The 26,175-nt window shown below is 63.6% G+C and carries 27 protein-coding genes; 13 read left to right on the top strand and 14 right to left on the bottom strand.

Annotated elements, in window-relative coordinates:
• From ACILRN_RS04350 to ACILRN_RS04335, 4 genes are all read right to left on the bottom strand, one after another.
• The coding region (locus tag ACILRN_RS04350; RefSeq protein ID WP_395685907.1) for an esterase-like activity of phytase family protein at positions 1-569 on the bottom strand (569 nt) is incomplete at its 3' end.
• Positions 566-2,401, bottom strand: coding sequence for a cobaltochelatase subunit CobT (cobT, locus tag ACILRN_RS04345; protein ID WP_395685909.1), 1,836 nt, complete (start codon positions 2,399-2,401; stop codon positions 566-568). The genes cobT and ACILRN_RS04350, both read right to left, overlap by 4 nt.
• 67 nt (positions 2,402-2,468) lie before the next feature.
• On the bottom strand, positions 2,469-3,458 hold the full coding sequence (gene cobS / locus ACILRN_RS04340; RefSeq protein ID WP_395685905.1) for a cobaltochelatase subunit CobS: 990 nt from the start codon (positions 3,456-3,458) through the stop codon (positions 2,469-2,471).
• 89 nt (positions 3,459-3,547) lie between these two features.
• A complete protein-coding gene (locus tag ACILRN_RS04335) occupies positions 3,548-4,150 on the bottom strand; it encodes a J domain-containing protein (protein ID WP_395685902.1) in 603 nt (200 codons plus the stop codon).
• 60 nt (positions 4,151-4,210) lie between these two features.
• On the opposite strand from ACILRN_RS04335, the gene ACILRN_RS04330 reads away from it, so the two are divergent.
• The gene (locus ACILRN_RS04330; protein WP_395685900.1) at positions 4,211-4,495 is read left to right on the top strand and encodes a BolA family protein; all 285 of its coding nucleotides are present in this window, start codon (positions 4,211-4,213) and stop codon (positions 4,493-4,495) included.
• On the opposite strand, the gene ACILRN_RS04325 is transcribed toward ACILRN_RS04330, so the two are convergent.
• Genes ACILRN_RS04325 through ACILRN_RS04315 form a run of 3 tightly spaced genes read right to left on the bottom strand, consistent with a single transcriptional unit; the run spans position 4,474 to position 7,495 of the window.
• Entirely contained in the window at positions 4,474-5,781 is a 1,308-nt protein-coding gene (locus tag ACILRN_RS04325; RefSeq protein WP_395685898.1) for a transporter associated domain-containing protein, read from the bottom strand. The genes ACILRN_RS04330 and ACILRN_RS04325 overlap by 22 nt on opposite strands.
• Positions 5,778-6,914: a 3-dehydroquinate synthase gene (gene aroB, locus ACILRN_RS04320; protein WP_395685896.1), complete on the bottom strand. Its 1,137-nt coding sequence runs from the start codon at positions 6,912-6,914 to the stop codon at positions 5,778-5,780. The genes ACILRN_RS04325 and aroB overlap by 4 nt, the downstream gene beginning before the upstream one ends.
• Positions 6,911-7,495 (bottom strand): shikimate kinase, encoded by a 585-nt coding sequence (locus ACILRN_RS04315; protein WP_395685894.1) that lies wholly within the window; start codon positions 7,493-7,495, stop codon positions 6,911-6,913. Before ACILRN_RS04315 ends, aroB begins: the two co-directional genes overlap by 4 nt.
• A 123-nt stretch (positions 7,496-7,618) precedes the next feature.
• Between ACILRN_RS04315 and ACILRN_RS04310 the strand changes: the two genes are divergently transcribed.
• The 5 genes from ACILRN_RS04310 (at position 7,619) to ACILRN_RS04290 (ending at position 12,397) form a co-directional block, all read left to right on the top strand.
• Positions 7,619-7,762 (top strand): hypothetical protein, encoded by a 144-nt coding sequence (locus ACILRN_RS04310; protein WP_395685892.1) that lies wholly within the window; start codon positions 7,619-7,621, stop codon positions 7,760-7,762.
• Positions 7,752-8,684, top strand: coding sequence for a site-specific tyrosine recombinase XerD (locus tag ACILRN_RS04305; RefSeq protein ID WP_395685890.1), 933 nt, complete (start codon positions 7,752-7,754; stop codon positions 8,682-8,684). Before ACILRN_RS04310 ends, ACILRN_RS04305 begins: the two co-directional genes overlap by 11 nt.
• 56 nt (positions 8,685-8,740) lie before the next feature.
• The gene (locus ACILRN_RS04300; RefSeq protein ID WP_395685888.1) at positions 8,741-9,694 is read left to right on the top strand and encodes an acetyl-CoA carboxylase carboxyltransferase subunit alpha; all 954 of its coding nucleotides are present in this window, start codon (positions 8,741-8,743) and stop codon (positions 9,692-9,694) included.
• Between the two features lie 94 nt (positions 9,695-9,788).
• Positions 9,789-11,246, top strand: a complete 1,458-nt coding sequence (locus ACILRN_RS04295; protein WP_395685886.1) for a multicopper oxidase family protein — start codon at positions 9,789-9,791, stop codon at positions 11,244-11,246.
• Between the two features lie 131 nt (positions 11,247-11,377).
• Positions 11,378-12,397: an HAD family hydrolase gene (locus ACILRN_RS04290; protein WP_395685884.1), complete on the top strand. Its 1,020-nt coding sequence runs from the start codon at positions 11,378-11,380 to the stop codon at positions 12,395-12,397.
• Positions 12,398-12,861: 464 nt separating this feature from the next.
• On the opposite strand, the gene secA is transcribed toward ACILRN_RS04290, so the two are convergent.
• Positions 12,862-15,588, bottom strand: coding sequence for a preprotein translocase subunit SecA (secA, locus tag ACILRN_RS04285; protein ID WP_395685882.1), 2,727 nt, complete (start codon positions 15,586-15,588; stop codon positions 12,862-12,864).
• Between the two features lie 345 nt (positions 15,589-15,933).
• On the opposite strand from secA, the gene ACILRN_RS04280 reads away from it, so the two are divergent.
• Genes ACILRN_RS04280 through mutT form a run of 3 tightly spaced genes read left to right on the top strand, consistent with a single transcriptional unit; the run spans position 15,934 to position 18,621 of the window.
• Complete coding sequence (locus tag ACILRN_RS04280; RefSeq protein ID WP_395685881.1) at positions 15,934-16,941, top strand: peptidylprolyl isomerase; 1,008 nt, start codon at positions 15,934-15,936, stop codon at positions 16,939-16,941.
• Positions 16,942-16,982: 41 nt separating this feature from the next.
• Complete coding sequence (gene argJ / locus ACILRN_RS04275; RefSeq protein ID WP_395685879.1) at positions 16,983-18,221, top strand: bifunctional glutamate N-acetyltransferase/amino-acid acetyltransferase ArgJ; 1,239 nt, start codon at positions 16,983-16,985, stop codon at positions 18,219-18,221.
• A gap of 1 nt (position 18,222) precedes the next feature.
• The gene (gene mutT, locus ACILRN_RS04270; protein WP_395685877.1) at positions 18,223-18,621 is read left to right on the top strand and encodes an 8-oxo-dGTP diphosphatase MutT; all 399 of its coding nucleotides are present in this window, start codon (positions 18,223-18,225) and stop codon (positions 18,619-18,621) included.
• Between the two features lie 6 nt (positions 18,622-18,627).
• Here the strand turns inward: mutT and ACILRN_RS04265 are convergent, their stop codons facing one another.
• Together ACILRN_RS04265 and ACILRN_RS04260 are read right to left on the bottom strand one after the other, a co-directional pair.
• On the bottom strand, positions 18,628-19,467 hold the full coding sequence (locus tag ACILRN_RS04265; RefSeq protein ID WP_395685875.1) for a methyltransferase domain-containing protein: 840 nt from the start codon (positions 19,465-19,467) through the stop codon (positions 18,628-18,630).
• Complete coding sequence (locus tag ACILRN_RS04260) at positions 19,467-20,291, bottom strand: inositol monophosphatase family protein (protein ID WP_395685874.1); 825 nt, start codon at positions 20,289-20,291, stop codon at positions 19,467-19,469. The genes ACILRN_RS04265 and ACILRN_RS04260 overlap by 1 nt, the downstream gene beginning before the upstream one ends.
• Before the next feature lie 249 nt (positions 20,292-20,540).
• Here ACILRN_RS04260 and ACILRN_RS04255 point away from each other — a divergent pair, with 249 nt between their 5' ends.
• Genes ACILRN_RS04255 through ACILRN_RS04240 form a run of 4 tightly spaced genes read left to right on the top strand, consistent with a single transcriptional unit; the run spans position 20,541 to position 22,855 of the window.
• Complete coding sequence (locus tag ACILRN_RS04255; protein ID WP_395685872.1) at positions 20,541-21,290, top strand: ComF family protein; 750 nt, start codon at positions 20,541-20,543, stop codon at positions 21,288-21,290.
• 7 nt (positions 21,291-21,297) lie between these two features.
• The gene (gene grxC, locus ACILRN_RS04250; protein WP_395685871.1) at positions 21,298-21,564 is read left to right on the top strand and encodes a glutaredoxin 3; all 267 of its coding nucleotides are present in this window, start codon (positions 21,298-21,300) and stop codon (positions 21,562-21,564) included.
• Entirely contained in the window at positions 21,561-22,415 is an 855-nt protein-coding gene (locus ACILRN_RS04245; RefSeq protein ID WP_395685869.1) for a carbon-nitrogen hydrolase family protein, read from the top strand. Before grxC ends, ACILRN_RS04245 begins: the two co-directional genes overlap by 4 nt.
• Positions 22,412-22,855 (top strand): DUF1178 family protein, encoded by a 444-nt coding sequence (locus ACILRN_RS04240; RefSeq protein WP_395685868.1) that lies wholly within the window; start codon positions 22,412-22,414, stop codon positions 22,853-22,855. The genes ACILRN_RS04245 and ACILRN_RS04240 overlap by 4 nt, the downstream gene beginning before the upstream one ends.
• An 8-nt stretch (positions 22,856-22,863) precedes the next feature.
• Here ACILRN_RS04240 and ACILRN_RS04235 read toward each other — a convergent pair whose 3' ends face one another.
• The 4 genes from ACILRN_RS04235 to ACILRN_RS04220 all read right to left on the bottom strand — a co-directional run.
• Complete coding sequence (locus ACILRN_RS04235) at positions 22,864-23,604, bottom strand: SDR family oxidoreductase (RefSeq protein WP_395685866.1); 741 nt, start codon at positions 23,602-23,604, stop codon at positions 22,864-22,866.
• A 37-nt stretch (positions 23,605-23,641) separates the two neighbouring features.
• On the bottom strand, positions 23,642-24,535 hold the full coding sequence (locus ACILRN_RS04230; RefSeq protein WP_395685864.1) for a 2-dehydro-3-deoxygalactonokinase: 894 nt from the start codon (positions 24,533-24,535) through the stop codon (positions 23,642-23,644).
• Between the two features lie 7 nt (positions 24,536-24,542).
• Positions 24,543-25,541, bottom strand: a complete 999-nt coding sequence (araD1, locus tag ACILRN_RS04225) for an AraD1 family protein (protein WP_395685863.1) — start codon at positions 25,539-25,541, stop codon at positions 24,543-24,545.
• A 48-nt stretch (positions 25,542-25,589) separates the two neighbouring features.
• The coding region (locus ACILRN_RS04220; RefSeq protein ID WP_395685861.1) for an SMP-30/gluconolactonase/LRE family protein at positions 25,590-26,175 on the bottom strand (586 nt) is incomplete at its 5' end.

Here is a 26,175-nt window from a genome sequence, read left to right as displayed (position 1 = left end):
GCAATGGCGAGCAGCCGCCCATCGGCAAGTTGGCCCAGCGCTTCGATTTCGCCATTATCCGGCCCGGTGTCGATTTCCCTGGGGTGGGGAACGGCCTGGAACCGCGCCGCGAAACCACCACGCGGCAGGTTGTAGCTGCCGATGCGCACCTTGCTTTCGAAGCCCACCGCCACGGCGCCATCCCTGAGCTGCGTCAGCGCCTCGGCATCGCCTGCGAGTTTGTTGCGCGGCGGCTCACCTTTGCCGTTCAGTACGGCGGCCAGCTGCGCATCCGTGATGCCGGAGAGGCGATCTCCGTCATAGACGAGCTGGGCCTTCAGCCAGGTCCCTCGGTCGCTCACCGCCAGCAGGTCTTCGCAGTCCTTGCCCATGATGAGCCCGGAAAAGCCGCCGAAACGCTCGTCGGCTGAAGTCAGCGTCAGGCCACCGCGCCAGTTGAAGGGGCCGAAGCTGTCCTGGGAGGCAATGCGTCGAAAGGAGGCGATCGGTTCAGCGCTGACCGTGACTGGCTCGGCCTGTGCCGCCATCGCGTGGGCGAAGAGCAGCAGGGCAGTGGCCAGCTGCTTCACGCGGGCGCCCTGCGCCTCGCTGGGGCAGGCTTTGCTGCAACCGGCGGCGCCTTGGCGCGTTCTGAAAACAGCTCGGCCAGTTTCTCCGTCATGGCGCCACCCAGCTCCTCTGCGTCAACGATGGTCACCGCGCGCTTGTAGTAGCGGGTCACGTCATGGCCGATGCCGATGGCGATCAGTTCAACGGGCGAGCGCTGCTCGATGTCGTGGATCACCTGGCGCAGATGCTTCTCGAGATAGTTTCCGGAATTGACCGAGAGGGTGGAGTCATCGACCGGCGCGCCATCGGAAATGACCATCATGATGCGCCGCTGCTCGCTGCGCGCCAGCAGCCGGTTATGCGCCCAGATCAGCGCCTCGCCATCGATGTTTTCCTTGAGCAGCCCCTCACGCATCATCAGCCCGAGGTTGCGGCGTGCCCGCCGCCATGGGGTGTCGGCAGACTTGTAGATGATGTGCCGGAGATCATTGAGGCGGCCCGGGTTGGACGGCTTGTTCGCGGCAAGCCATTTCTCGCGGGCCTGCCCTCCCTTCCAGGTACGGGTGGTGAAGCCGAGGATCTCGACCTTGACACCGCAGCGCTCGAGTGTGCGCGCCAGAATATCCGCGCAGGTCGCCGCCACGGTGATCGGACGGCCCCGCATCGACCCTGAATTATCGAGCAGAAGGCTTACCACCGTGTCGCGGAACTCCGTGTCCTGCTCGAGCTTGAAGGACAGCGGATGCATCGGATCGATGACCACGCGCGTCAGCCTTGCAGCATCGAGCACACCTTCTTCGAGGTCAAAGTCCCAGGAGCGGTTCTGCTGCGCCATGAGGCGTCTCTGCAGGCGGTTGGCAAGCCTTGCCACCACGCCCTGCAAGCTCGAGAGCTGCTTGTCCAGATAGTTGCGCAGGCGGCCCAGCTCTTCGGCATCACAGAGGTCCTCTGCGGCGATCTCCTCGTCGAACTGGTTGGTATAGACCTTGTAGAAGTCCTCATTGGATAGCGAAGAGAAGGGAAGTTGTGGCCGCCAGGGCTCTTCGCCCTGCTGGTCTTCCTCGCCATCCTGCTCCTCGCTCTGTTCCTCGACATCCATTTGCTGGGCGTCCATTTCGGCGGCATCCGTCTCGCCTTCGGCGTCCTGCATCTCCTCCATGGATTCCTGGGCGCTTTGCTGCTCCTCGCTGTCCGGGCTTTCCTGGCGCTCTCCAGAGTCCTCTTCGGGTTCGTTCTCTTCCTCGCTCTCGTCAGCCTGGTCGGGGTCTTCGCCCAGCTCCTCGGCCATGTCGAGGGCGGCGATGATGTCGCGCGACATGCGTGCGAAGGCGGCCTGGTCGTGAATGCTGTCCATGAGATGCGCGAGTTGCGACTGCGCCTTTTCCTCGATCCACGGCCGCCACAGATCGACCATGGTGCGTGCGCCCTCGGGCGGTGCCTCGCCGGTCAGCTTTTCGCGCACCAGCAGGGCCAGGGCCTCGTCGAGCGGAGCCTCCTGCCGGTCGGTGTAGCGCGAGACGTCCTTCTTGCGGTAACGGTCGGTCAGCATGGCGGCCAGATTGGCCTTCATGCCAGGCATGGCATTGGCGCCCAGCGCCTCGATGCGTGCCTGCTCGGCCGCTTCGAACACCGCGCGGGCGGTCTTGCCCTGTGGCTGGTAGCGGGCGTGCACCTTGTCATTGTGGTTGGACAGTCGCAGAGCGAAACTGTCGGAGAGGCCGCGCACGATCGCGACTTCGGCCGACTTCAGTTCAGCGCCGAGCTGCGGCAGTTTCGCCCGGTTTCCCGCAAGGCCTGGCTGCTCGTTCCCAAAGGCTACGGACAGCTCTGGGTCTTCGGCAATGGTCTTCATCGCGACAGAGAGAACGCGCTTGAATTCGTCTGAAGGTGAGCCCCTCTCCTTCGCCACCGCCGCTCACTCAGGCGATGGTGATGTGGGCTGAGGATTCGGGCAGTTCCTCACCGAAGCACCGCTGATAGAATTCTGCCACGACGGCACGCTCGAGTTCATCGCACTTGTTGAGGAATGTGACCCGGAAGGCAAAGCCGATGTCGCCGAAAATCTCGGCATTCTGTGCCCAGGTGATCACGGTGCGTGGCGACATCACGGTCGAGAGATCACCCTGCATGAAGGCGTTGCGCGTAAGATCCGCCACGCGAACCATGTTGGAAATGGTCTTGCGGCCCTTCTCATTGTCGAAATGCTTTGACTTGGCAAGCACGATGCCCACTTCCTGTGCATGCGGCAGATAGTTGAGCGCCGTGACGATGGACCAGCGGTCCATCTGCGCCTGGTTGATTTGCTGGGTGCCGTGATAGAGGCCCGTGGTGTCGCCAAGTCCGATGGTATTGGCGGTGGCGAACAGGCGAAATGCCGGGTGGGGGCGGATCACCTTCGACTGGTCGAGAAGGGTGAGCTTGCCGGAGCTTTCCAGAATGCGCTGGATCACGAACATCACGTCGGGGCGGCCCGCGTCGTATTCGTCGAAAACCAGCGCCACATTATGCTGGTAGGCCCAGGGCAGGATGCCTTCGCGGAATTCGGTGACCTGCTTTCCTTCCTGCAGCACGATGGCGTCCTTGCCGATCAGGTCGATGCGGCTGATGTGGCTGTCCAGGTTGACCCGGATGCATGGCCAGTTCAGGCGTGCCGCTACCTGCTCGATGTGGGTCGACTTGCCCGTGCCGTGATAGCCGGTCACCATGACCCGCCGGTTGAAGGCAAAGCCCGCCAGAATGGCCAGCGTGGTTTCGCGGTTGAACAGATAGTCCGGGTCGGTTTCCGGAACATGCTCGGAGGCCTTGGAATAGCCAGGAACTTCGAGGTTGGACTCGAAGCCGAACATCTGCTTCACCGACACCTTGATGTCGGGCATGCCGTTGGGCTCTGCGGTGGCCTTTGCGTTCATGTCAGGAAAACTTCTCGATCCGGGGTTGAGAGGGGCGGGTTTTAGACGGTCGGGCCCTGCGGAGCAAGGCTTGGCAGGATGCACCAGCCTCAGCAGAAACCGCTGGCGCGCAGGTGGTCATAGGCCTGGATCACTGCCTTCAGCGTGTCCTCGTTGGCCCGGCTGCCGCCGTTGGCATCCGGATGCAGGCGCTTGACCAGGGTCTTGTAGCGGGTTTTCACCTCGTCGGCCGTGGCTGAGTCCTCAAGTCCCAGTGTCTGCAGCGCCTTGAGTTCGGTGGCGCGCAGCGCCCGGCCGGATGGGTGCCTGCCAGCGGTTCGGACTCCCGCTGCATTGACGCCAAACGGGTCATCGCGCATCTGGGTCGCCTTGCGGCGCACGCCGGATGCGTTGAAGGGTGCGTTCTGGCCAAGCTTCCAGGTTGGACGGTCTCCGAGGCGGGCGTTTTTTTGCACCTCCGCCATCTCGTCATCCTTCATGCCGGCAAAATAATTGTAGCTCTTGTTGTATTCCTGCACATGCGCCGGGCAGTAGTTATAGAACTTGCCTTCATGGCCGCGCCCCATGGGCGCCTTGTGGCGGCCCGGACGCGGGCAATCCGGCCAGTCGCATTGCGGCACCTGCTCAGCGGCCCGCTTTTCTGCAGCCGGCTTCACCCTGATCTTGTCGAAATATTTTGAATCGAGCTTCATCGTTTCCAATTATGGTGATAGAGGCGCGGCGAGGCAAGGCTCCAGCACAGGAGGGACACTATGACGCCACCCCCGGATCTGGGGCCGGTTGGCCGCACGATTGCAGGCAAGCTGCAGCAGGCTTTTGCACCCGCAGAGCTGGAAGTCGTGGACGAGTCGCATCACCACGCCGGCCACTCCGGTTCCCGGCAAGATGGCGAAAGTCATTTCCGGGTCAGAATTGTATCCGAGGCCTTTCGTGGCAGGTCTCGCGTCGATCAGCACCGCATGGTCAACGCCGCGCTGGCGGATGAACTGAGAGAACGCGTCCATGCCTTGGCGATTCAGTCCTCTGCGCCGGCCTGAGGAGCGCCTTGCGGTGTCGGCTCCGCCTGCCGCGCCAGCGGGCTCACCCTGATCGCCGTGATCTGGTGGCGGCGCTTCTTCAGGATCTCGAAGCGGAAGCCGTGAAAGTTGAAGGCCTGGCCCACCTCAGGGATCATGCGTGCTTCATGGATCACAAGGCCTGCAATGGTGTTGGCCTCTTCATCGGGTAGTGACCAGTCGAAGCTGCGGTTGAGATCTCGGACCGGAACCGCGCCGTCCACCAGAAACGAGCCGTCTGGCTTGGGCCTGACACCGCTCGCCACCGCATCGTGCTCGTCCTTGATGTCGCCGACGATCTCCTCGATGATGTCTTCCAGCGTGACCAGGCCCTGCACTTCGCCATATTCATCGACGACGATGGCGAAGTGGCTCTTGCGCTTGAGGAAGGCGTTGAGCTGGTCCGGTATGGCCCGGGTGTCGGGAACGAACCACGGTGGCAGCAGAATATCATCGATGTCGATCCTGCCGGCATCCCCGCCGTTTTTCTGCAGTGCGGCGAAGAGGTTCTTGGCATGCAGAACGCCAACTATGTTGTCGGGGTTTTCCGTCCATACCGGAATGCGCGTGTGCCCGCTCTTGAGGACCTTGGCGACAATGTCGCGCGGCTCCTCAGCGCTGTCGATCATCGTCATCTTGGTACGATGAACCATGATGTCCGCCACCGTCAGGTCCTGCATCGCAAGTATGCCGCTCAGCATGTCGCGGTCGTTCTTGATGACCGTGCCCTCCTTGGCATGAAGGTCGATCGTCTCGCGAAGTTCCTCGTGCACGCTCGGCGCTGCATCGTCATCCATGCTGCCGGTGAGCCGCAGCAATCCGCCTGCCATGCTGTCCAGCACCCAGGCAGGCGCCGCGAGCAGCGCCACCGCCACCGCTGCAGCACCCGACAGCGCCAGCGCCGCTCGCTCGGCGCGTTGCCTCGCATAGGCAGCGGGCAAGAGCAGGCCCACAAGCCCGAACAGGGCAGCAAGCGCAACCGCCGCGAGGCCAGCCACCGGCGGCGCCAGATCGTTCAGGACCTGGTAGGCGCAGACGCCGGCAAGTGCCACTGCGAGCATCTGCCCCAGGGCGAGGGCGGCATCGCTGCGTGCGCCGCCGTCGCGCAGGGCGAGCGCCATTGCAGCGCCCATCATGCCGCGTTTCTGCAATTCGCCAAGCCTGCTGCGCGAGGCCTCGGCAAGCGCGGTGCGTGCTGCGCTCAACATGGCGCACAGCAACAGCAAGGCAACGAGTGCTGCGGCAGGCAACTCAAGTCCGGCAATCATCGCTGGCGCAGGTCCCCGGTCAGAAAGTCGAGCACGTCGTGCTCGGGCACGTCTTGCGCGATGAAGGCCTCGCCGATCCCGCGCACCAGTATGAAGGTGAGCTTGCCGCCCTGTGCCTTCTTGTCCTGACGCATGATCTCGAGCAGTGTCGCGGGCGGCGGCAGATCGCCCGGGATCTGGCTGGCGTGCACCGGAAGGCCTGCGCTCTTCAGGTGGGCTGCCACACGTTCGGCCGTTCCGGGCGAACACAGCCCCAGGCGCTCGGAGAAGCGGAACGCCTGCACCATGCCGATCGCCACCGCCTCGCCATGCAGCAGGCGCTGCGAATAGCCGGTGGCAGCCTCGAGGGCGTGTCCAAAGGTATGACCGAGGTTCAGGAGTGCCCGCACGCCGGTTTCTGTTTCATCCTCGGCCACGATGCGTGCCTTTGCCTCGCAGGATATGCGGACGGCGCGGATCACGGCGTCCGGCGTGCCGCGCATGATCAGCGGGGACGTCTCCTCGAGCCACTCAAAGAACGCCGTATCGCCCAGCAGGCCGTACTTCGCCACCTCGGCATAGCCGGCAGCCAGTTCGCGGCGCGGCAGGCTGGACAGAAGGCTGGTATCGGTGATGACCGTCAGTGGCTGGTGGAAGGCCCCGATCAGGTTCTTGCCATGGCCGGAGTTGATGCCGGTCTTGCCACCTACCGAAGAATCGACCTGCGCCAGCAGTGATGTCGGGATCTGGATGAAATCAACCCCACGCCGCAGGATCGCCGCTGCAAAACCTGCCAGATCGCCGATCACTCCCCCGCCGAAGGCAATGATGCGGTCGCGCCGCTCGATCCCCGCCGCCAGCAAGCGGTCGCACAGGTCGGCCAGATGCTGATAGCTCTTGGTGGATTCGCCGGCCGGCATGATGATGGCGGTGGAGCGGATGCCCTTGCCGGCCAGGGCGCGCTCCAGAGTGGCCAGATGGGCGGCCGCCACGTTGGTATCCGTCACGATCGCGGTCAGCGGCCGCTTCATGAATGGTGCGATGATGTCGCCGGCACGGGGCAGCAGGCCCTCACCGATGTGAATGTCGTAGCTGCGTGCGCCCAGTGCCACGTGCACCGTGCTGTCGCCTTGCCGCGTGATGCTGTTGCTCATGGTGTTTGCCTGTCCCAGCCTGGCCACTGCGCCAGTGCCCGGATCACGTCATTGACCATCTGGCCGTGCTGCACGTCCCGGCTCTCCACCGTAACGTCAGCCAGCGCGTAGACGGGATAGCGCTTCTCCATGAGGTTGCGCATCACCGCTTCTGGATCCTCGGTCTGGAGCAGGGGGCGGTCCTGCCGTTTGGCCACCCGTTTCATCAGGATCGGCAGCGAGGCCTTGAGCCAAACTGAAACTCCAGCCTCCTGAATGCGCGCGCGGGTCTCGTCGTTGATGTAGGCGCCACCGCCTGTGGCCAGCACCTGCGCGCCATTGCCCAGCAGCCGCTGGATCACCCGTCGCTCCCCTTCGCGGAAATAGGCCTCGCCGTGGTCGGCGAAGATATCCGTGATTGACTTGCCGGCGGCCCGCTCGATCTCGTGGTCGGCATCGATGAAGTCCAGCCCCAGTTTGTCGGCGAGCCTGCGGCCGACACTGGTCTTGCCAGCCCCCATCAACCCGACCAGCACGATGGGCCGGGAGCCCAGGCGCTGTCGGATGAGGGCTGCTTCCTTTGCAATCGAGCGGCGTGCCATCAAATGTCCTCAATCGGGGCAGCTTCTAAAGCATGATGGATAAAAACGGAAACCGCATTTCTCGTGCAGGATCTTTCGCAATCCGGCTGCTCGGGCTAGACTTCCCATCAAGGCGGTTCGTGCATGCCTGACACGGTGAAGCTGGTGCTGGTTCTGGCTGTTCTGGGCGGCGTGCTCTACGGCGGCCTCTGGACGCTGGCCAATGTGCCACCGGAGCAGACCGAGATCGTCAAGCCCCTTTCGGCGGAGAAATTGCGTGTCCGGTGAGCATTCCCAAAGGTTGATCGAGCGTTTCCTGGAGATGATGGCAGCCGAGCGTGGCACCTCGATCAACACGCTCTCCGCCTACCGCCGCGACCTTGAAACCTACGCGGATGCGCTCGCGGCAAACGGTTGCGCCGCTGCAGCTGCCACGCCGGAGGCCATCCGCGGCTATCTCGCCACCCTGGAGGCCGATGGGCTGGCGCGCAGTTCTGCTGCCCGCAAGCTGTCCGCCATCCGCCAGTTTCACCGCTTTTTGCATGCCGATGGTCTTGCCCCCGACAATCCGGCTACGGCCATCGACAGTCCTCGACCCGCGCGACCGCTGCCGAAAATGATCTCGCCGCGTGACGTTGGCCGGCTTGTTCAGGCCGCACGGGCGCGTGTTGCGGCGGCCAGGGGCCGAAAGCTTCTCCGCGCCTGGCGGTTGCTGTGCCTGGTCGAATTGCTGGCGGCGACGGGCCTTCGGGTGTCCGAACTGGTCGGCCTCAGCGTCCAGGCCGCCACCTCGGAACGCGAGTTCATCCTGGTTCGGGGCAAGGGCGGGCGTGAGCGGCTGGTGCCGGTCTCGGCCGAGGCGCGCGCTGCGGTTGAGGGGTACCTCGCCTGCCTTGCGGCCTGTGGCGCCCCGGGTGGCAGGTGGCTGTTCTCCTCGTCGGGAGCCGCCGGACATCTAACGAGGCAGCATTTTGCTTTGGAACTCAAGGGTTTGGCGCGGGAAGCCGGGCTTGATGCCGAACTGTTGTCACCGCATGTGCTGCGCCACGGCTTTGCCAGCCACCTGCTCGCCTCGGGGGCTGATCTGCGCGCCGTCCAGCAGATGTTGGGTCATGCCGACATTGCCACCACCCAGATTTACACCCATGTGCAGGCTGAACGCCTGCGGGAGGTGGTGGAGACCCACCATCCCCTCGGCAAGAAAAGTTGACTTCACAGGCCTGCCCGGCCAGTTTCGCGCCCACCACTGACCCCGCTTGAGGCCCAATGCCGACCTATCTCGATTTCGAAGCCACCATCGCCGAGCTTGAGGGCAAGATCGCCGAACTGCGCACCCTTGCCTCCGGCGACAAGGCCGTTTCGATCAGCGAGGAGGTGAAGGGCCTCGAGAAGAAGGCGGCAAAGCAACTCACCGATCTCTATGCCAAGCTTGAACCATGGCAGAAGGCGCAGGTGGCTCGCCACCCGGAGCGGCCGCATACACTCGATTACATCGGCCAGCTGATCACAGAGTTCACGCCCATGGCTGGCGACCGGAAATTCGCCGAGGACCACGCCGTGGTTGGTGGCCCCGGCCGGTTCAATGGCCGCCCGGTCATGGTGATCGGTCAGGAAAAGGGCAGGGACACCACCTCGCGCCTCAAGCATAATTTTGGCATGGCCCGGCCAGAGGGCTATCGCAAGGCTGTCCGTCTCATGGAACTGGCGGATCGTTTCGGGCTTCCGGTCATCAGTTTCGTCGATACGGCTGGCGCCTATCCGGGCATCGACGCCGAGGAGCGTGGTCAGGCGGAGGCGATCGCACGCTCGACGGACTGCTGTCTGGCGCTCGGCGTGCCCAGTGTTGCGGTGATCATCGGCGAAGGCGGTTCGGGCGGGGCCATCGCCATCGCTACGGCCAATGTCGTGCTTATGCTGGAACACGCCATCTACAGCGTCATTTCGCCCGAGGGCGCCGCCTCGATCCTGTGGCGCGACGCCTCACGCGCCAGGGATGCGGCGGCGGCCATGAAGATCACCGCACAAGACCTGAAGAAGCTGGGCGTGATTGACGAGATCGTACCCGAGCCGCGTGGAGGTGCACATCGCGGTCCGAAGGATGCCATCGCCGCCACCGGCGAAGCCATCGCGCGCGCGCTTGAGGCCTTTTCTGGCATGTCGGGCGATGTCCTGCGCAGCAAACGGCGCGAGAAGTTCCTCGCCATCGGCCGTAACCTCTGATCGGCCCACCGGCTTGCCTGCTTCCTGCCGCAAATCAGGCGCTAAGTGAGGCTTGCCGCATCGTGCGGCGGCCACCATCCGAGCAGGAAACATCATGAACCGTCGAGAACTTCTTTCAGGCCTGTCGGGCGCTGCATTGCTGGGCTGGTCGGGGCAAGCCCTGGCCGAGGAGCCACGGCGTCTCGTGGTTTCCCGCCGCAGCCTTGAGGTGAACGGCAGGGCGGCAAGCGTCTATGCGCTCACGGGGCCTGATGGCAAGCCGGGCCTCGACCTGTTGCTCGGAGAGCGTTTTCAGGTTCGGGTCAAGAATGACACCGACAGCGACACCATCATCCACTGGCACGGTCTCACTCCTCCCTATGGCCAGGATGGTGTTGCAATGATGGGGCAGGATCCGATCGCGCCTGGCCAGTCCTTCGACTATGACTTTGCCAACACGCGCTCCGGCACCCACTGGATGCATTCCCACCTTGGCCTGCAGGAACAGCAGCTGCTGGCCGCGCCGCTGATCATACGCGAGACGGCCGAACCACTGTTCGGCGAGCAGGAGCATGTGGTGCTGCTCCATGACTTCACGTTCCGTGACCCGCGGGATATTCTGGCTGAACTCATCGGAGGCGGTGGCGCTCATTCCGGCCATGCCATGCAGCATGGCATGATGAACGGAGCTGCCATGGATCACTCCGGCATGGGTCATGGCACAATGGGTCATGGCGCTATGGGCCAGATGATGGGCGGCGGCATGCTCAATGACGTTGTCTATGACGCTTTTCTTGCCAATGACCGGACCCTCGACGACCCCGAGATCGTGAAGGTGGAGAAGGGCGCTGCGATCCGCCTGCGCGTCATCAATGGTGCTGCCGCGTCCAACATGTGGATCGATCTCGGCGGGCTGGAAGGCGAATTAATCGCCGTCGATGGCAATGCCATCCTTCCATTTCAGGGCAGCCTGTTCCCGCTGGCCATCGCCCAGCGGGCGGATATCCGGCTCAAGATTCCGGCTGGCGGTGGAGCGTTTCCGGTGCTGTTCCGGCCTGAGGGTGTCACAGCGCGCGCTGGCATCTTGCTGGCCAGCGCGGGTGCTGCCATCTCGAAGGTCGCGGAGGAGGGTGAGGCGCCGCCGCCGCTCGATCTGTCGCAGGAACTCCTCTACCGCGCCGTGGCGCAGCTTCGCAACGAACCGGTGCATCGCACCGAGATGCTGATGCTCACCGGAGGAGGGCCGGGCTACAGCTGGGGATTCAACGGCAAACCCATGACGCACGAGACGCTGTTCACGGTGCGCGAGGGTGAGCGCATCGCCGTGATGATGCACAACATGACCGCCATGGCCCATCCGATGCATCTGCATGGCCACTATTTCAAGGTGACTGCCATCGGCAACCGTGCGATCGACGGCGCCATCCGGGATGTCGTCCTGGTGCCTCCGATGGAGACGGTGACGGTAGTCTTCGATGCCGACAACCCGGGCACCTGGGCGTTTCACTGCCATCATCTCTATCACATGAATTCCGGCATGATGGGTGCGATCGCATATACCAGCCCTGCCTAGGGTGCTGCGCATCATGGCGCAGGCGAGAAATCATGAAATGTTCTTCCACGCACAGTAAGATCACTGTGCTTCGCCTAGAACGGGTCGGTGCTGCAACGCCGTGTGCAGCCGGCTCGCAGGAGGTGTCGGACATGAGCGCATATCCCGCCCGTATGCATCGGAATGGAGCATGGCCACTGCTGGTTCTGCTCGCAGCCTTGCAGTTTGCCGCGCCAGCCTTTGCACTTGATCCGCTGCCATCCTGGAAGGACGGGCCCGCCCGGCAGGCCATTCTCTCTTTCGTCAACACAGTGACCGATCCCGCCGCCACCGGTTTCGTGCCCGAGCCAGACCGCATAGCGGTATTCGACAATGACGGCACCTTGTGGCCGGAAAATCCGATGCCGGCCCAACTCGCCTTCGTTCTCGACGAGATCAAGCGGAGAGCCCCGGCCGAATCTGCCCTGCAGGCTGATCCCGTGGTGCAGGCGCTGCTCGCGGGAGATACCGCAAAGCTGCTTGCGGGCGCCCGACATGATGGATTGATGCACCTCCTCGCGCTGACCCATGCCGGTATGACCACGGATGAATTCCGTGCCACGGTCGAGCGATGGATTGAAAGCGCCAGGCACCCGCGGTTCAACCGGCGTTATGACGAGCTTGCCTATCAGCCGATGCTTGAGGTGCTGGGTCTTCTCAGGGCCAACGGGTTCAGGACGTTCATCGTCTCGGGCGGGGGCGCAGACTTTATGCGCGTATGGTCAGAGCGGGTCTATGGCATCCCTCCGGATCAGGTGATCGGGTCAACCGCACAGGTTCGCTACGACCTGCGCAACTCCGGGCCCGTGCTGGTCAAGACCCTTGACCAGGTCTTCGTCGATGACAAGGCGGGAAAGCCTGCCGCAATCCATCAGTTCATCGGCAAGCGCCCGATCGCCGTGTTCGGCAACAGCGATGGCGACAAGGAGATGCTGGAATATATCACGATTGCCAATCCTCGCCCCAGCCTCGGTGTCATCATCCGCCACACTGATGCCGGGCGCGAATATCTCTACGATGCCAATCCTGGCAGCAGCGGCACTCTGATCGAGGCTCTGGCCGACGCACCCGGCAGGGGCTGGACTGTCGTCAGCATGAAGGATGACTGGATCCGTATTTTCAACGATCCCTGACATGCAGGGTCTGGCAGGAGACTCTGGCCGATAGCACCTGCTTGCGCAGCATCACTCCTGGCCAGCCCGAAAGCGTCAATGCTCCGCAAGGGGGCCGCTTGAGTGTGAGTCTGCCTGAACTCATCTCGATCTCGATGATTGACGCCAGCATGTGATCGGGCGGTTCTTGGCTGATCTGATCCTCTGCCTTCGGCAGCAAGATTGGCTGCTATGTGACCGGAAAGGAGTTGAGCTTGTCGTAACCGGCGGATGCGCGCAGGTTGACACTCGTGGTCATCGCAGGCGCTCCACGGAAGGGCATTGTCCAGCAGGGTCGCACCGTCGTGGGTGCAAATGTCAGCGAGCGTGAAGACTGGATAGCCAACCACCTATTCCTGGCGAACGCCTCGATATTGATCCCGCGCGCAGCATATTGCCTGGACTGCCTAGCTCCTACCGGAGACTTAAGTCGTTGATAAAACGACTTAAGCGTATGCCCCGTGGCAGTGCTTGTAGCGTTTACCCGAGCCACACGGACAGGGGTCGTTTCGGCCCACCTTTTCCTTCGCATTTGGCGTTTTCTTGGCGCGCTGCTTGCGCGATGCCAGCAGGGTTCCGGCCGCGGCAGCTGAGCCGAGTTCATCCTCGCCTGTTATCGGATCGATGTGATGGGCTTCCATCACGGGAAGCTCATCCTCTCCGGGGAGCGTGGTCAGTTCGGCCGCATCGCGCAGCTGGATCTCGACCCGCATGACCTGCGCGGTCACGGTTTCGCGCAGCTTGTTCACCATGCTTTCGAACAGGTTGTAACCTTCGGTCTTGTATTCGTTGAGCGGATCGCGCTGGCCATAGCCGCGCAGATGGATGACCTGGCGCAGCTGCTCCACGGTGATCAGATGGTCGCGCCAGAGCTGGTCGAGGGTGCGCAGCAGGAAGGTCTTCTCGACCTGGCTCATGATTTCCGGGCCATATTTTGCGCGCTTGGCGGCGTAATGCTCGTTGGCTGCCTTCTCCAGGCGTTCGCGAATCTCTTCGTCCGCGATGCCCTCTTCCTTGGCCCAGTCTTCGACCGGGAAGTCCAGCCCCAACGCGTCCCGCAGGCGCTCACGCAGGCCGGCCGCGTCCCACTGTTCGGCATAGGAGTTGGGTGGAATATGGGAGTTCACGAGATCGTTGATGGTGGTGTGGCGCATGTCGTCGATCGTCTCGGCCACCTCCTCGCCCTTCATGATGCCGATGCGCTGGTCGAAGATCACCTTGCGCTGGTCATTCATGACGTCGTCGAACTTCAGCAGGTTCTTGCGGATGTCGAAGTTGCGGGCCTCGACTTTCTGCTGGGCTTTCTCGAGCGCCTTGTTGATCCAGGGATGGACGATCGCTTCGCCCTCCTTCAGCCCGCTCATCGTGAGCATCGAGTTGAGGCGTTCTGAACCGAAGATGCGCATCAGGTCGTCTTCGAGTGAAAGATAGAACAGGGAACGGCCAGGGTCGCCCTGGCGGCCGGAACGGCCGCGCAGCTGATTGTCGATGCGGCGGCTCTCGTGGCGTTCCGTGCCGATCACGAACAGGCCTCCGGCTTCCAGCACCTTGGCCTTGTTTGCTTCGGTCTCCGCCTGGATTGCGGCAATGCGAGCCTCGCGATCGGGGCCGGCGGGCACCTCGGCCAGCTCGGTGGCGATGCGCATGTCCAGATTGCCGCCCAGCTTGATGTCGGTGCCACGGCCAGCCATGTTGGTGGCGATTGTCACTGCACCCGGCGCACCCGCCTGGGCCACGATGGTGGCCTCCTGTTCGTGGTAGCGTGCGTTCAGCACGCTGTGCGGAATGCCCTTCGCCTTGAGCATGCCTGACAGCAGCTCCGATTTCTCGATCGACGTGGTGCCGACCAGCACCGGCTGGGCGCGCTTGCGCGCCTCCTCGATCGTCTCGATGATCGCGAGGTATTTCTCATTTGCCGTCCGGTAGACCTGGTCATCCTCGTCGATGCGCGCCACGGGAAGGTTGGTGGGAATATCGAGCACGTCGAGGCGATAGATATCCATGAATTCCTCAGCCTCGGTGGCTGCGGTGCCTGTCATTCCGGCCAGCTTGGCATATAGCCGGAAATAGTTCTGGAAGGTGATCGAGGCGAGCGTCACGTTCTCTGGCTGAATTGCCACACGCTCCTTGGCTTCCAGCGCCTGGTGCAGGCCTTCGGAGTAGCGGCGGCCGGGCATCATGCGGCCGGTAAACTCGTCGATGATGACGACCTGCCCATCCTTGACGATGTAATCCTTGTCGCGCTGGAACAGCTTGTGGGCTCTCAGCGCCTGCTGCACGTGGTGAACGATCGTGACGTTCTCGGCGTCGTAGAGGTTGGTGCCGCGCAGCATGCCGGCTTCGCCGAGAACCTGTTCAAGATGCTCGTTACCCTTTTCGGTCAGGGTTACGGCGCGTTGCTTCTCGTCAAGGTCATAGTCCTCCGGAACAAGAGCGGGGATGAAGGCATTGACCGAGTTGTAGAGATCCGACTTGTCGTCGACCGGGCCGGAGATGATGAGCGGTGTACGTGCCTCATCGACCAGGATCGAGTCGACCTCGTCGACGATCGCGAAATTATGTCCGCGCTGGACCATTTCGGCGAGGTGGTACTTCATGTTGTCACGGAGGTAGTCGAAGCCAAGCTCGTTGTTGGTGGCGTAGGTCACATCCGAGCCATAGGCCTCCCGGCGCTGTGCGTCGCTCAGTCCATGCACGATGACGCCGGTCGAGAGACCGAGGAAGGAATACACCTGCCCCATCCAGGCCGCGTCGCGGCGGGCGAGATAATCGTTGACGGTCACAACGTGCACCCCCTTGCCGGCGAGGGCATTGAGGTAAACCGGGAGGGTCGCCACGAGCGTCTTGCCCTCGCCAGTCTTCATCTCGGCGATGCGGCCCTCATGCAGAACCATGCCGCCAATCATCTGCACGTCGAAGTGGCGCTGGCCGAGGGTGCGCTTGGCAGCCTCGCGCACCGTGGCAAAGGCAGGCACCAGGATGTCGTCCAGGCTCTTGCCAGCGGCCAGTTCAGCCTTGAACATCGCGGTCCGCTCCCGCAGCGCCTCGTCGGAGAGGGCTGAAAGCTCCGGCTCGAGGGCGTTGATGGCGTCAACGCGGGGCCGGTACTTGCCAATTCGACGGTCGTTGCTTGAGCCGAAAATCTTGGCGGCGATGCCGCGCAGTCCCAACATGTAATGTTCCTTCAGGAAAAATGGGCCGGGGGGCCTCTGGCTGAGGCGCTTTCTACTCAACTTGGCGGGCCGGGGCAACGGAGCGAACTCACGATCCCGCCAGCTTCTGCTAGGTGGTTGATGGGGCTCACAGTTTCAATGTGTTGCTTCTGCGCAACAGGGGGGTCATCTGTACCGCGCCCACTTGCAACCGGGCACGTCACGGCACAAAGTGAAAGCATAAATTCAGGGCCGCCCTGAAAATGCCGCAGGGGCGTCGTCTTGCCTTCCTTGGAAGTCAATGAGCAACGCCCCGAGAGCCATTGTCCGGGCGGTCGGCGGTCTCTGTTTGGAACGGTGAGGTTTATGTCGATTTATCGAGTTCTTGCGAGCAGCTGTGCGGCCTCCGCGCTGCTGGCGATGGTGTTTGTCTTGCCGGTGGCAGCCCAGGAGGAAGTGCCTCCGAAGGAAGACAAGGTCATCGCCATCGTTAATGGCCATGAGATCCGGGTGTCGGAGGTGCAGATGGCCACCGATGACATTATCGGCCAGTTGCCCGATCTGCCGCCGAAGGTTCGTTACCCCTATGTGGTGGAATATCTCATTGAACGTCACCTTCTGGCCCAGTACGCGGTCAAGGAGGGCGTCGCGGATACCGAGGAATACAAGCGCCGGCTGGCGCTGTATCAGGCCAAGGCCCTGCGTGACGCCTATTTCTTCCAGAAGATCCGCCCGATGGTGACGGAAGAAGACATCCGCAAGGCTTATGACGAAGAGGCCGCAAAGCTGCAGCAGACGGAGCGCGCCCGGGCCCGCATGATCCTGGTGGCCACCGAGCAGGAAGCCAATGATATCCTGGCGCGTCTTGCCGCCGGCGAGAAATTCGAGGATCTGGCCAAGAAGTACAGCCTCGATGGTTCGAAGGATTATGGCGGCGATCTCGGATATTTCACCGCCGCGGAGATGGTGCCTGAGTTTTCCAAGGCCGTCTTTGCGTTGAAGGTGGGCGAAACCTCTCAGCCTGTGAAAACCGATTTCGGCTGGCACATCATCCGCCTTGAGGATCTCAAGCAGGGTGCCGCGCAACCTTATGATCAGGTCAAGTCGGCGATCCGCAATGTGCTCTTGCGCCGCAAGGTTGGCGAGGTCATGCAGAAGCTCCGCGAGGCCTCGAAGGTTGAAATCATCGATCCGGACCTCAAGAAATACGCCGAAGAAGCCGCTGCCGCCGCCAAGGCTGCGGAGGAAAAGCAGAAAAAGGTCCTTGAACAGACCGATGGCACGGCCCCGGCTGCTGCCACTGGTGATGCAGCAGGCGATGCGGCCGGCGATGCCTCCGGCGGCAAGGGCGATCTCCAGGTTCCGGCGCAGTAGGGCTGATCTGCCGGACTGCACCGGCGTGAGGGGGGCTGTTCATGGCACATCAGGTTTCGCCTCTGGCGCCAGCGGTGCAGCCGGTCTTGCCTCCCATCGCGGGGGTGAGCCTGGCATCTGCCGAAACTGGCATACGCTACAAGAACCGTCCCGATGTCCTGCTGGCGCTCCTTGCGCCTGGCACGACGGTTGCGGGAGCGTTTACGTTGTCCAAGTCGAGGTCGGCACCGGTTGATTGGTGTGCGACCAGCCTCAAGGGTGGTTCCGCCCGTGCCCTCACGGTGAATGCCGGCAATGCCAATGCCTTCACGGGGAAGGCGGGTATTGCCACGGTGACGGCGGTCGCGAGGGCCGGAGCGAAGCTCATCGGCTGCAAGCCTGCCGAAATCTTTCAGGCCTCGACCGGCGTCATCGGCGAGCCACTTGATCCATCCTTCATCACGGCTGCGCTGCCAGGTCTCGTCGCTGCCGCGCAACCTGATGCATGGGCCATGGCAGCACGCGCCATCATGACCACCGATACCTTTCCCAAGGCTGCTACCGCCAGGGTGAAACTGGGCGGCCGCAGCGTTACCATCAATGGCATCGCCAAGGGCTCGGGCATGATCGCGCCTGACATGGCCACAATGCTGTCCTTCATCTTTACCGACGCGGCCTTGCCGGCCGCCATTCTCCAGAAGCTCCTGTCCGCAGCCGTGAGCAGGAGCTTCAACTGCGTCACGGTAGATGGCGATACGTCGACATCGGATACCGTGCTGATGTTCGCAACCGGCGCGGCCGGCGGCGCAGTGTCGGGGCTGCGCTCCGCATCGGATCCGCGCCTCAAGCCCTTCGCGAAGGCCCTTGACCGGCTCTGCCTGGATCTCGCCCAGCAGGTTGCCCGCGATGGCGAGGGTGCGGAGAAGCTGATTGAAGTCGCGATCACCGGCGCTGAAACCGACAAGGCTGCGCACCGCATCGCCATGGCGGTGGCGAATTCGCCGCTGGTCAAGACCGCGATCGCCGGCGAGGATGCCAATTGGGGCCGTGTCGTGATGGCCATCGGCAAGGCCGGGGAAAAGGCCCTGCGTGACAGGCTGCGCATCAGGATCGGTGGTATCACGGTGGCGCGCAACGGCATGCGCGATCCAGCCTATCGCGAGGCCGACATCATGCCCCACATGAAGGGACGCAATATCGTGATTTCCGCCGATGTCGGCGTGGGCAAAGGCAAGGCCACGGTGTGGACCTGCGATCTCACCCATCGCTATATCGACATCAACGGCTCCTACCGCAGCTAGAATGAAGACTGTGCTCGTCGCCGCGGTGGCGCTGGTCGACAAGGATGGTCGCGTTCTGCTGGCCCGGCGGCCTGCCCACAAGTCCATGGGTGGGCTCTGGGAGTTTCCCGGCGGCAAGGTCGAGGCTGGCGAGCGGCCCGAAACGGCATTGATCCGTGAACTGAAGGAAGAGCTTGGTCTTGATGTTGCCGAGTCCTGCCTTGCGCCGCTCACCTTCGCAAGCCACGCCTATGACGACTTTCACCTGTTGATGCCGCTCTATGTCTGCCGTCGCTGGCAAGGCCAGCCTGCAGGTCTTGAAGGTCAGGAGCTGGCCTGGGTCCGGCCCCTGAAGCTCAGGGATTATCCCATGCCGCCGGCAGATGTGCCGCTGATCCCGCATTTGATCGATTTGCTGTAGCGGGCACTAAAGCTTCTTCTCCTCCACCCGCAGCGCATCCGCCAGCCGAGCACTGGCGCTTCCGGGCTTCAGCGGTTGCTGCTGGCTGGCGTGCGGCGCCCAGCCGGTGAGCCATGCAATCTCCACACTGGCGCGGACACGGCCGTCCGGGTCCGAGAAGTTGCGCCGGTAGTGATCGACGGCCGCCGTGAGCAGTCTGCGGCTCACCATGCGGCGGTCGCGGCCATGGAGCAGGTTGGATAGGCCCAGCGCCTTGATCTCGCGCATCAGTGCCAGCGGGTCGGCGTAACGCACGCTCATCCGGTCGAGATCGGCCACTGGCAGGGCCAGCCCGGCGCGCTGCAGCAACCCGCCCAGTTCGCGCACATCGGCCATCGGCGCCACGCGCGGCGAGACGCCGCCTGCCACGCGGGTCTCGGCCGCCAGCCATGACTGGCGGAGTTCGCTCAGCGTGTCGCCGGCGAACAGACAGGCCATCAGCAACCCATCGGGCTTCAGCGTTTTCCGCATCTGGATCAGCGCCCCCGGCACGTCATTGACGATGTGCAGGTCGAGCACGCTGAACACTGCGTCATGACGTTCAGCGGTGAGCTTGAGATCATCCTCCGCTGCAGGCAGTCGTTGTTCGACCTCGTCCACCTGACCTCCGGCCGTCAGTTCTGCGGCTATGGCGGCGGGTTCGGTGGCAATCAGGCAGACCCTGCGGAAGCGCCGCCTGACCAGTGCCAGCCGCGCAGTCAGTTCCGCTGCGAGTGTGCGCGCCAGGATGCTGGGCTCGGCTCGGCTTGCGCGCGCAGCGCGTTGTGCAGCCAGTGCCCTGTCGAACAGCCTCGGCGCGCCTGCCATCAGCCCAGCAGCTCGCGCCGGATCAGGTCATAGCTTGCTCGGTCCGGCGCCGAGATGATGCCGCCCTCGTGGCGCGTGGGCGAATAGGGGGTTCCGTCGTAGAGGGCGGAATAGCCTCCTGCTTCGGCATGAATCAGCACGCCGGCCGCATGGTCCCAGGGCATCAGCTTGTAGTGCAGGCCGAAATGCACCAGTCCCTCTGCGACCAGGCGGTATTCATAGGCCGCGCAGCGGTAGTTGAAGCAGGCCTTGGTCTTGGCAAGCTTGGCGGCGGTGCGGCTGCGCTGCGGTTCCGGCATCAGATACCAGGATGAAAGCCCGGTCATCTCCGAAAGCGGCCCGGGTTTGGCGACGCGAAGGTCGCGGGTCTGGCCGTTGACGCTCTCGGCCCAGGCGCCTTCCCCGCGCAGGCCCTTGTGCCAGTCGCGCCCCACCGGATCCAGGATCAGGCCCGCAACCGTCTCTCCCTTCTCGACGACCGCCGCCATGACGCCGAACAGTGGCAGGCCCCAGGCAAAATTTGATGTGCCATCGATGGGATCGACAATGATGGCGCGGTCCGCGCCGCTGATCTTGGGCAGCAGCGTATCGTCGCGCGCAACCGACTCCTCACCCACGAACAGCGCTCCCGGAAAGGCCTTGGCGCAGAGATCGCGGATTCGCCACTCGCCTTGCTCATCCGCATCAGTGACCAGGTCGAGCGCCCCGGTCTTCTCTCTGATGCCGCCATCCTCGAGGCGGCGGAAGCGGGGCATGATCTCGGTTTCTGCGGCCTCTGCCAGAATGGCAGCGAGGTGGTTCAGATCGGCGCGGGTAAAGGGCATATCGGCTCCGGTCGGGGTTGTGGCAGCGGTAGCTAGAGCAAGAACCGACCTGATTGAAACGGCGCCGTCGGGTGGCAGCGTCGGACGGCTCGACCGGGCCACCGGCCCGCTCTTCGCCATTTCCCCGGCCGCAACACGAAATTCCTCCGGCGGCGCAATTCAATCAGGTCAGGTCTCGCTCTAACCCAAACGCCACAACGAATCCACGTTTCCGCAAAATCATGTTAACGTTACGTCATGAATGAGGCCATGCTGCAGTTTCCAGGCCGCCTCTGGCGCGGCGTCGTGGATCTGGTTACACCCAGTCTCTGTCTGGTCTGCCAGGGCGCGGTCGAGGACCCGGCCAGCCTCTGCGTGGACTGCTGGGCGAAGCTCAAACTGATCGATGAGCCCGTATGTGACGCGCTCGGAACGCCCTTCGCCTATGATCAGGGCGCGGGCGCTTTTTCGCCTGCCGCACTGGCTGATCCCCCCGTCTGGGATCGGGCGCGGGCTGCCGTGCTGTTCAGCGATGACTCCGCCAGGCTGGTGCATGCCCTTAAATACCGCGACCGGCCCGAGGCCGGCCTTCTCATGGCGCGGCTGATGGCGGGCGCGGGCCGTCGTCTGCTGGCCGAGGCAGACCTGCTTGTGCCCGTGCCTCTGCATTATTTTCGTCTCTGGCAGCGGCGTTTCAACCAGTCAGCCTTTCTTGCCACGGCGCTTGCCGCGGCGGCCGGCCGGCCATGGCGGGCTGATCTGTTGCGCCGCCGCCGGCTGACGCGCCCGCAGGTCGGGCTCGACCAGGCCCAGCGCCACCGGAATGTGCGTGGCGCCTTCGCGCTCCGCGACGACGCGGCCGCCGTGGTGGCTGGCCGTGCCGTGCTTATCATCGATGACGTGCGCACCACGGGTGCCACGGCGGCTGCGTGTGCCGAGGTTTTGCGTCAGGCCGGCGCTGCGCGTGTTGATCTTCTGACCTTCGCTCTTGTCCCGCCCGCCGGAAGATCGCATATTTGACCTCGCAATGACCGCCGCTGCAAAAATTACCATCTACACCACGCCTGCCTGTCCCTACTGCCATGCCGCAAAGGCGCTGCTGCTGAAAAAGGGCGCCGCCTTCGAGGAAATTGACGTGCAGGATGCAGGCTTGCGCCAGCAGATGATGCTTCGCGCCAACGGCCGTCGCAGTGTGCCGCAGATTTTCATCGGCGGCACGCATGTGGGTGGCTGCGACGACTTGCACGAGCTTGACCGGCGTGGTGGGCTCGATCCACTGCTCAGCGCCCGGTGATCCGCACCGCCCTGGTGCAGATGTGCTCGGGCCGTGACATGGCCCGCAACACGGCCGATGCCGTGTCGCTCATCCGTGAGGCGAAGGCGCTTGGCGCCACCTTCGTCACGACCCCCGAGATGACCAACATCATGGAGCCGGACCGGCCGCGTCTGCGCGCCCTCGCCAGGCCCGAGTCCCACGATCAGAGCGTCGCCGCCTTCGCCGCGCTGGCTGCCGAGCTCGGACTGTGGCTCAACATCGGCTCGCTGGCGCTGCGAGGCGAGCATGACAGGCTGGTCAATCGCTCTCTGCTCTTTGCCCCGGATGGCGGCATCGTCGCGCGGTATGACAAGATTCACCTGTTCGACGTGGACTTGCCGTCCGGCGAGAGACTGCGTGAGTCCGAAGCCTATGCAGCAGGCGCCGCCGCCAGCCTCGTGCACACTGCTTTGGGTATGCTGGGCCTCACCATCTGTTATGATCTGCGCTTTCCCGGCCTGTACCGGACGCTGGCCGGGGCCGGGGCGGTAATGTTTACCGTGCCGTCGGCCTTCACGGTGCCAACCGGTGCGGCGCACTGGCATGTCCTGTTGCGTGCTCGTGCCATCGAGACGGGGAGTTTCATGCTTGCGGCTGCCCAGTCGGGAATCCATGAGTCGGGCCGGCAGACTTTTGGCCATTCCCTCGCTGTCTCACCCTGGGGCGAGGTGCTGGCGGAGGCTGGCGCCGGGACCGGCGTCACGCTGGCTGAGATCGACCTTGCGCAGGCAGTTCGCGCGCGTGCCCGCATTCCCAGTCTCTCTCAGGAAAACAGTCGCGAATTCACGGTCTTGAAACCCGCTGCGGGCATTGCTAGCTGTCAGTCATGATCCGCTACGACCTCACCTGCGACAAGGGCCATGACTTTGATGGCTGGTTCCGCGATAGCGCCGCCTATGACGCCCAGGCGAAGCGTGGCCTCGTGTCGTGCACCGTGTGCGGGTCTGCCAGGGTCGAGAAGCAGTTGATGGCTCCAGGCATTCCGGTGAAGTCAAACCGCAAGGCCGAGGTGGCCAGCACCATGGTCGGTGGCCCTCCTGACCCGCGGCTCACGGCCATGTTGCAGATGGTGCGCGAACTTCGCAAGCATGTGGCGGAGAACGCGGAATATGTTGGTGACCGGTTTGCCGACGAGGCTCGCAAGATCCATTATGCCGAGGCCGAGGAGCGCGGCATCTACGGCGAGGCGAGCCCAGATGATGCAAAGGCCCTGCTCGAGGAGGGCATCGCCGTTCACCCGCTGCCGCGCCTGCCTGAAGACGGCAACTGACCGCGGCGTCAGCCGCGGCCGATGAGCGGCATCTTGGTGGCCATGACGGTGACGAACTGGGCATTGGCCTCGAGCGGCAGCCCCGCCATGTAGAGCACTGTCGTCGCCACATTGGCAACGTCCATGGTTGGCTCCGGCGCGACCGTGCCATTGGCCTGGGGCATGCCGGTCTTCATCTTCTCGGTCATGTCTGTGGCGGCATTGCCGATGTCGATCTGGCACACGGCGATGTCATACTTGCGCCCGTCAAGCGAGCCGGACTTGGTAAGCCCCGTCACCGCGTGCTTGGTTGCCGTGTAGGGGGCGGAATTGGGCCGCGGCGCCTGGGCCGAGATCGAGCCGTTGTTGATGATGCGCCCGCCGCGCGGCCGCTGGTCCTTCATCATCCGGAAGGCCTCCTGCATGCAGTAGAACATGCCCGAGAGATTGACATTCACCACCGTCTGCCAGGTCTCGACTGTGATGTCCTCGAGCAGGATGGTGCCCGGCGCGCCGGTGCCGGCATTGTTGAACAGCACGTCGAGCCGTCCGAAGCGTGCTTTCGTTGCCGCAAACAAGGCCTTCACCGAGGCGGGGTCTGATATGTCCGCCGGAAAGGCCAGCGCGTTGGGCCCGATGGCTGCTGCCACCTCGTTCAGCAGTCCCGCGCGGCGGCCGGCCAGTACCACGCCATAGCCCTCGCGTCCGAAGGCCAGCGCCACCGCCTTGCCGATCCCCGAACCTGCCCCCGTCACCATCGCGATCTTCATGTCTCAAGTCCCCTGTCTGTGTTCTTGTCCATTATGCTCAGATCATGCCGGCATGCCGTGCGATGATCGCCAGCCCCTTCACGATTGCGTCCGGCTCGCCATGGCGCACCGTCAGGCCGGCAATCTCCATCGCCCGCACGTAACGTCCGCCGATGCCTGGCGAGGCGAGCACCGCATAGCGGGTGTCGGCCGGGTTGGTCTGCTTGGCATGTGCAATTTCGCAGCCTATCACCTGGCCGGAAAGATAGGAAGCAACCGAAGTCCGGGGCAATTCGTCGAACAGGGCCAGCGAGCGCGCCGAGAAGACATTGTGCAGCAATCCTGCCGGGTCTTGCAGCGACAGGCGTACGCCGCGCGCGAAGGCCTCCTCGTCATCGGGCCCTGGCTCCACCATGCGGCCGAGGATGGTGTGGTCGCGCAGTGCCGCATAGACCTCGCCAGACACATAGGTCGAATAGCCGGTGATGCGGTCCGCCTCCGTCGTGATCCACTTTGAATGCGTGCCCGGTGTCACGAAGCGGCTGATGCCCAGATCGAGCGAGCCGAACACCTGCACCTCCTCGCTGCGCATCACCTCCGGCGTGCCATTGGGCGCGCGGTAGCTGAGCCCCGTGACGAAGCCGATGCGCCGGCCGCTGGCCGTTTCATGCAGATGAATGACACGGGCGAGATCGGCGGCCGATGCGGGGCAGGGCAGATAGGGCCGCTCGATCCAGCCCTGCCGCGAGGTAATCATCCCTGCCGCCAGCACCGGCAGGCGCTTGTCCCAGTGCCTGACGTGACGCTCAAGCACGGTTTCGAACGCGCCATCGCTGACGCTCAGGATGCCGTCTGGCGCTGCAACGCTGTCCAGCACGCGCCCCTCGCCATCAGCGATGTAGGCGCGAAAGGACGTGGTGCCCCAGTCGAGGGCGATGAAACGATCCGTCACGTCAACCTCACAGGGCCCTGGCGCCTCCAGGGCGATAGCCCGGTTTCATGGCCTTGAGCGGGTTGCGCAGCGCGGCGCCGAAAGGCGCTGCGGAAATCTCGAAGACATCGCCCTCCTCGGTCTTCACATTCTCGGCAATCGAGAGTGTCGCCGTACCGAAGTAATGCACATGTACGTCACCCGGCCGCCGGAAGCCGTCATACTTGAAATGGTGGTATTCGAGATTGGCAAGGCTGTGGCTCATGTTGGCCTCTCCCGTCAGGAAGGGCTTCTCCCAGATCACCTTGCCCTTGCGGATGATCCGGCTGATGCCTTCCACCGATGCCGGGATCCTGCCCGTCACCAGCTCGGGTCCGATCGCCGAGTGCCTGAGCTTGGAGTGAGCGAGATAGAGATAGTTCTGGCGCTCGATGACGTGATCGGAAAACTCGTTGCCAAGCGCAAAGCCAAGCCGCACCGGCCGGCCCTTGTCGTCGATCAGATAGAGACCGGCAAGTTCCGGTTCCTCGCCGCCGTCGAGCGCGAATGAGGGGCGCAGCAGCGGCTGGCCCGGGCCCACGAGCCACGAGCCATCGCCCTTGTAGAACCACTCGGGCTGGACGCCCGCCATCTTCGGGTTTTTTGGCTTGCCGCCCTCAAGGCCGAGCTTGAACATCTTGAGGCTGTCGGTCAGGTCTTCGGCGCGGCCAGCCAGCTTCTTGTGCATGCCGTCGCGTGCCGATGCTGAACCCAGATGTGTGAGCCCGGTTCCGGTGACGATGCAATGTGCCGGGTCCGGGTGGTCAAGCGGGGCCAGCACGCGTTTTTCCTTCAGGGCCGCGGCATAGTCTTCACTGGCCGTGGTGGCCAGTTCCGCGGCGAGGCTTGCAAGCTTCTTGCCCTCGCGCAGGGCGCGCTGCGCAAGCTCGCGGGTGCTGGCTGCCTGCTTCACCAGTATGAGCCGGTCTGCGGCGGCAAGCCCCACCCGGCGCTTGCCCTTGCCGTCGATGAACTGCACGAGATTCATGGTGCTCTCTCCTATCAGGTCCATATCGTGGCCGAGATCACCTCGCGCTCAGCCGGCAAATCCATGTTTTTCAAAGCCAGTCACACCGGGATCGAAACAGAACAACCCGCCCTGCAGCGGCCGCTGGCGCAACTCGTCTGCAGGCAGGTGCTGGCGCGAGCTTGTCACGTAAAGCGTGTCGAGCCTTGAGCCACCGAAACAGACATTGGTCACGCGCCGTGCCGGGATCGTGATGCGCCGGTCGATCCGTCCGCGCGGGTCGATGCGAAGCACGCAGGAGCCCTCCCAGCGGGCGCTCCAGACGCACCCCTCTGCATCGACGGTCGCACCGTCCGGGTAGCCGTGGTCCTTGCTGTCGTTCAGCACGCGTCGGTTGGACAGCGTGCCGCTGTCGAGGTCGAAGTCATAGGCCCAGATGATCTGTGCCAGGGAATCCGAGAAGTAGAAGGTCCTGCTGTCGGGCGACCAGCACGGCCCGTTCGACACGCCAATCGTCTGTTCCATCACATCCGCCGTTCCATCGGCCTGAATGCGAAACAGCTTGCCGGTGGCCGCCGTGATCGGCAGGTCTTCGCCCTCTGGCCCGATGTTGTTCATCATGGTGCCAAACCAGAAGCGGCCCTTCGCATCGCAG

Origin of the sequence: Aestuariivirga sp. (assembly GCF_044238155.1) — a bacterium.
GTDB lineage: Bacteria > Pseudomonadota > Alphaproteobacteria > Rhizobiales > Aestuariivirgaceae > Aestuariivirga.
Note: the sequence above shows the minus strand (reverse complement) of the source record. Positions and strands in the feature narration are given on the sequence as shown.

What these genes read in the sequence shown, in the direction of transcription:
- cobT (WP_395685909.1), bottom strand. Translation starts at nt 2,401, where the DNA reads ATGAAGACCATTGCCGAAGACCCAGAGCTGTCCGTAGCCTTTGGGAAC.
- cobS (WP_395685905.1), bottom strand. Translation starts at nt 3,458, where the DNA reads ATGAACGCAAAGGCCACCGCAGAGCCCAACGGCATGCCCGACATCAAG.
- ACILRN_RS04335 (WP_395685902.1), bottom strand. Translation starts at nt 4,150, where the DNA reads ATGAAGCTCGATTCAAAATATTTCGACAAGATCAGGGTGAAGCCGGCT.
- ACILRN_RS04330 (WP_395685900.1), top strand. Translation starts at nt 4,211, where the DNA reads ATGACGCCACCCCCGGATCTGGGGCCGGTTGGCCGCACGATTGCAGGC.
- ACILRN_RS04325 (WP_395685898.1), bottom strand. Translation starts at nt 5,781, where the DNA reads ATGATTGCCGGACTTGAGTTGCCTGCCGCAGCACTCGTTGCCTTGCTG.
- aroB (WP_395685896.1), bottom strand. Translation starts at nt 6,914, where the DNA reads ATGAGCAACAGCATCACGCGGCAAGGCGACAGCACGGTGCACGTGGCA.
- ACILRN_RS04315 (WP_395685894.1), bottom strand. Translation starts at nt 7,495, where the DNA reads ATGGCACGCCGCTCGATTGCAAAGGAAGCAGCCCTCATCCGACAGCGC.
- ACILRN_RS04310 (WP_395685892.1), top strand. Translation starts at nt 7,619, where the DNA reads ATGCCTGACACGGTGAAGCTGGTGCTGGTTCTGGCTGTTCTGGGCGGC.
- ACILRN_RS04300 (WP_395685888.1), top strand. Translation starts at nt 8,741, where the DNA reads ATGCCGACCTATCTCGATTTCGAAGCCACCATCGCCGAGCTTGAGGGC.
- ACILRN_RS04295 (WP_395685886.1), top strand. Translation starts at nt 9,789, where the DNA reads ATGAACCGTCGAGAACTTCTTTCAGGCCTGTCGGGCGCTGCATTGCTG.
- ACILRN_RS04290 (WP_395685884.1), top strand. Translation starts at nt 11,378, where the DNA reads ATGAGCGCATATCCCGCCCGTATGCATCGGAATGGAGCATGGCCACTG.
- secA (WP_395685882.1), bottom strand. Translation starts at nt 15,588, where the DNA reads ATGTTGGGACTGCGCGGCATCGCCGCCAAGATTTTCGGCTCAAGCAAC.
- ACILRN_RS04280 (WP_395685881.1), top strand. Translation starts at nt 15,934, where the DNA reads ATGTCGATTTATCGAGTTCTTGCGAGCAGCTGTGCGGCCTCCGCGCTG.
- argJ (WP_395685879.1), top strand. Translation starts at nt 16,983, where the DNA reads ATGGCACATCAGGTTTCGCCTCTGGCGCCAGCGGTGCAGCCGGTCTTG.
- mutT (WP_395685877.1), top strand. Translation starts at nt 18,223, where the DNA reads ATGAAGACTGTGCTCGTCGCCGCGGTGGCGCTGGTCGACAAGGATGGT.
- ACILRN_RS04265 (WP_395685875.1), bottom strand. Translation starts at nt 19,467, where the DNA reads ATGGCAGGCGCGCCGAGGCTGTTCGACAGGGCACTGGCTGCACAACGC.
- ACILRN_RS04260 (WP_395685874.1), bottom strand. Translation starts at nt 20,291, where the DNA reads ATGCCCTTTACCCGCGCCGATCTGAACCACCTCGCTGCCATTCTGGCA.
- ACILRN_RS04255 (WP_395685872.1), top strand. Translation starts at nt 20,541, where the DNA reads ATGCTGCAGTTTCCAGGCCGCCTCTGGCGCGGCGTCGTGGATCTGGTT.
- grxC (WP_395685871.1), top strand. Translation starts at nt 21,298, where the DNA reads ATGACCGCCGCTGCAAAAATTACCATCTACACCACGCCTGCCTGTCCC.
- ACILRN_RS04240 (WP_395685868.1), top strand. Translation starts at nt 22,412, where the DNA reads ATGATCCGCTACGACCTCACCTGCGACAAGGGCCATGACTTTGATGGC.
- ACILRN_RS04235 (WP_395685866.1), bottom strand. Translation starts at nt 23,604, where the DNA reads ATGAAGATCGCGATGGTGACGGGGGCAGGTTCGGGGATCGGCAAGGCG.
- araD1 (WP_395685863.1), bottom strand. Translation starts at nt 25,541, where the DNA reads ATGAATCTCGTGCAGTTCATCGACGGCAAGGGCAAGCGCCGGGTGGGG.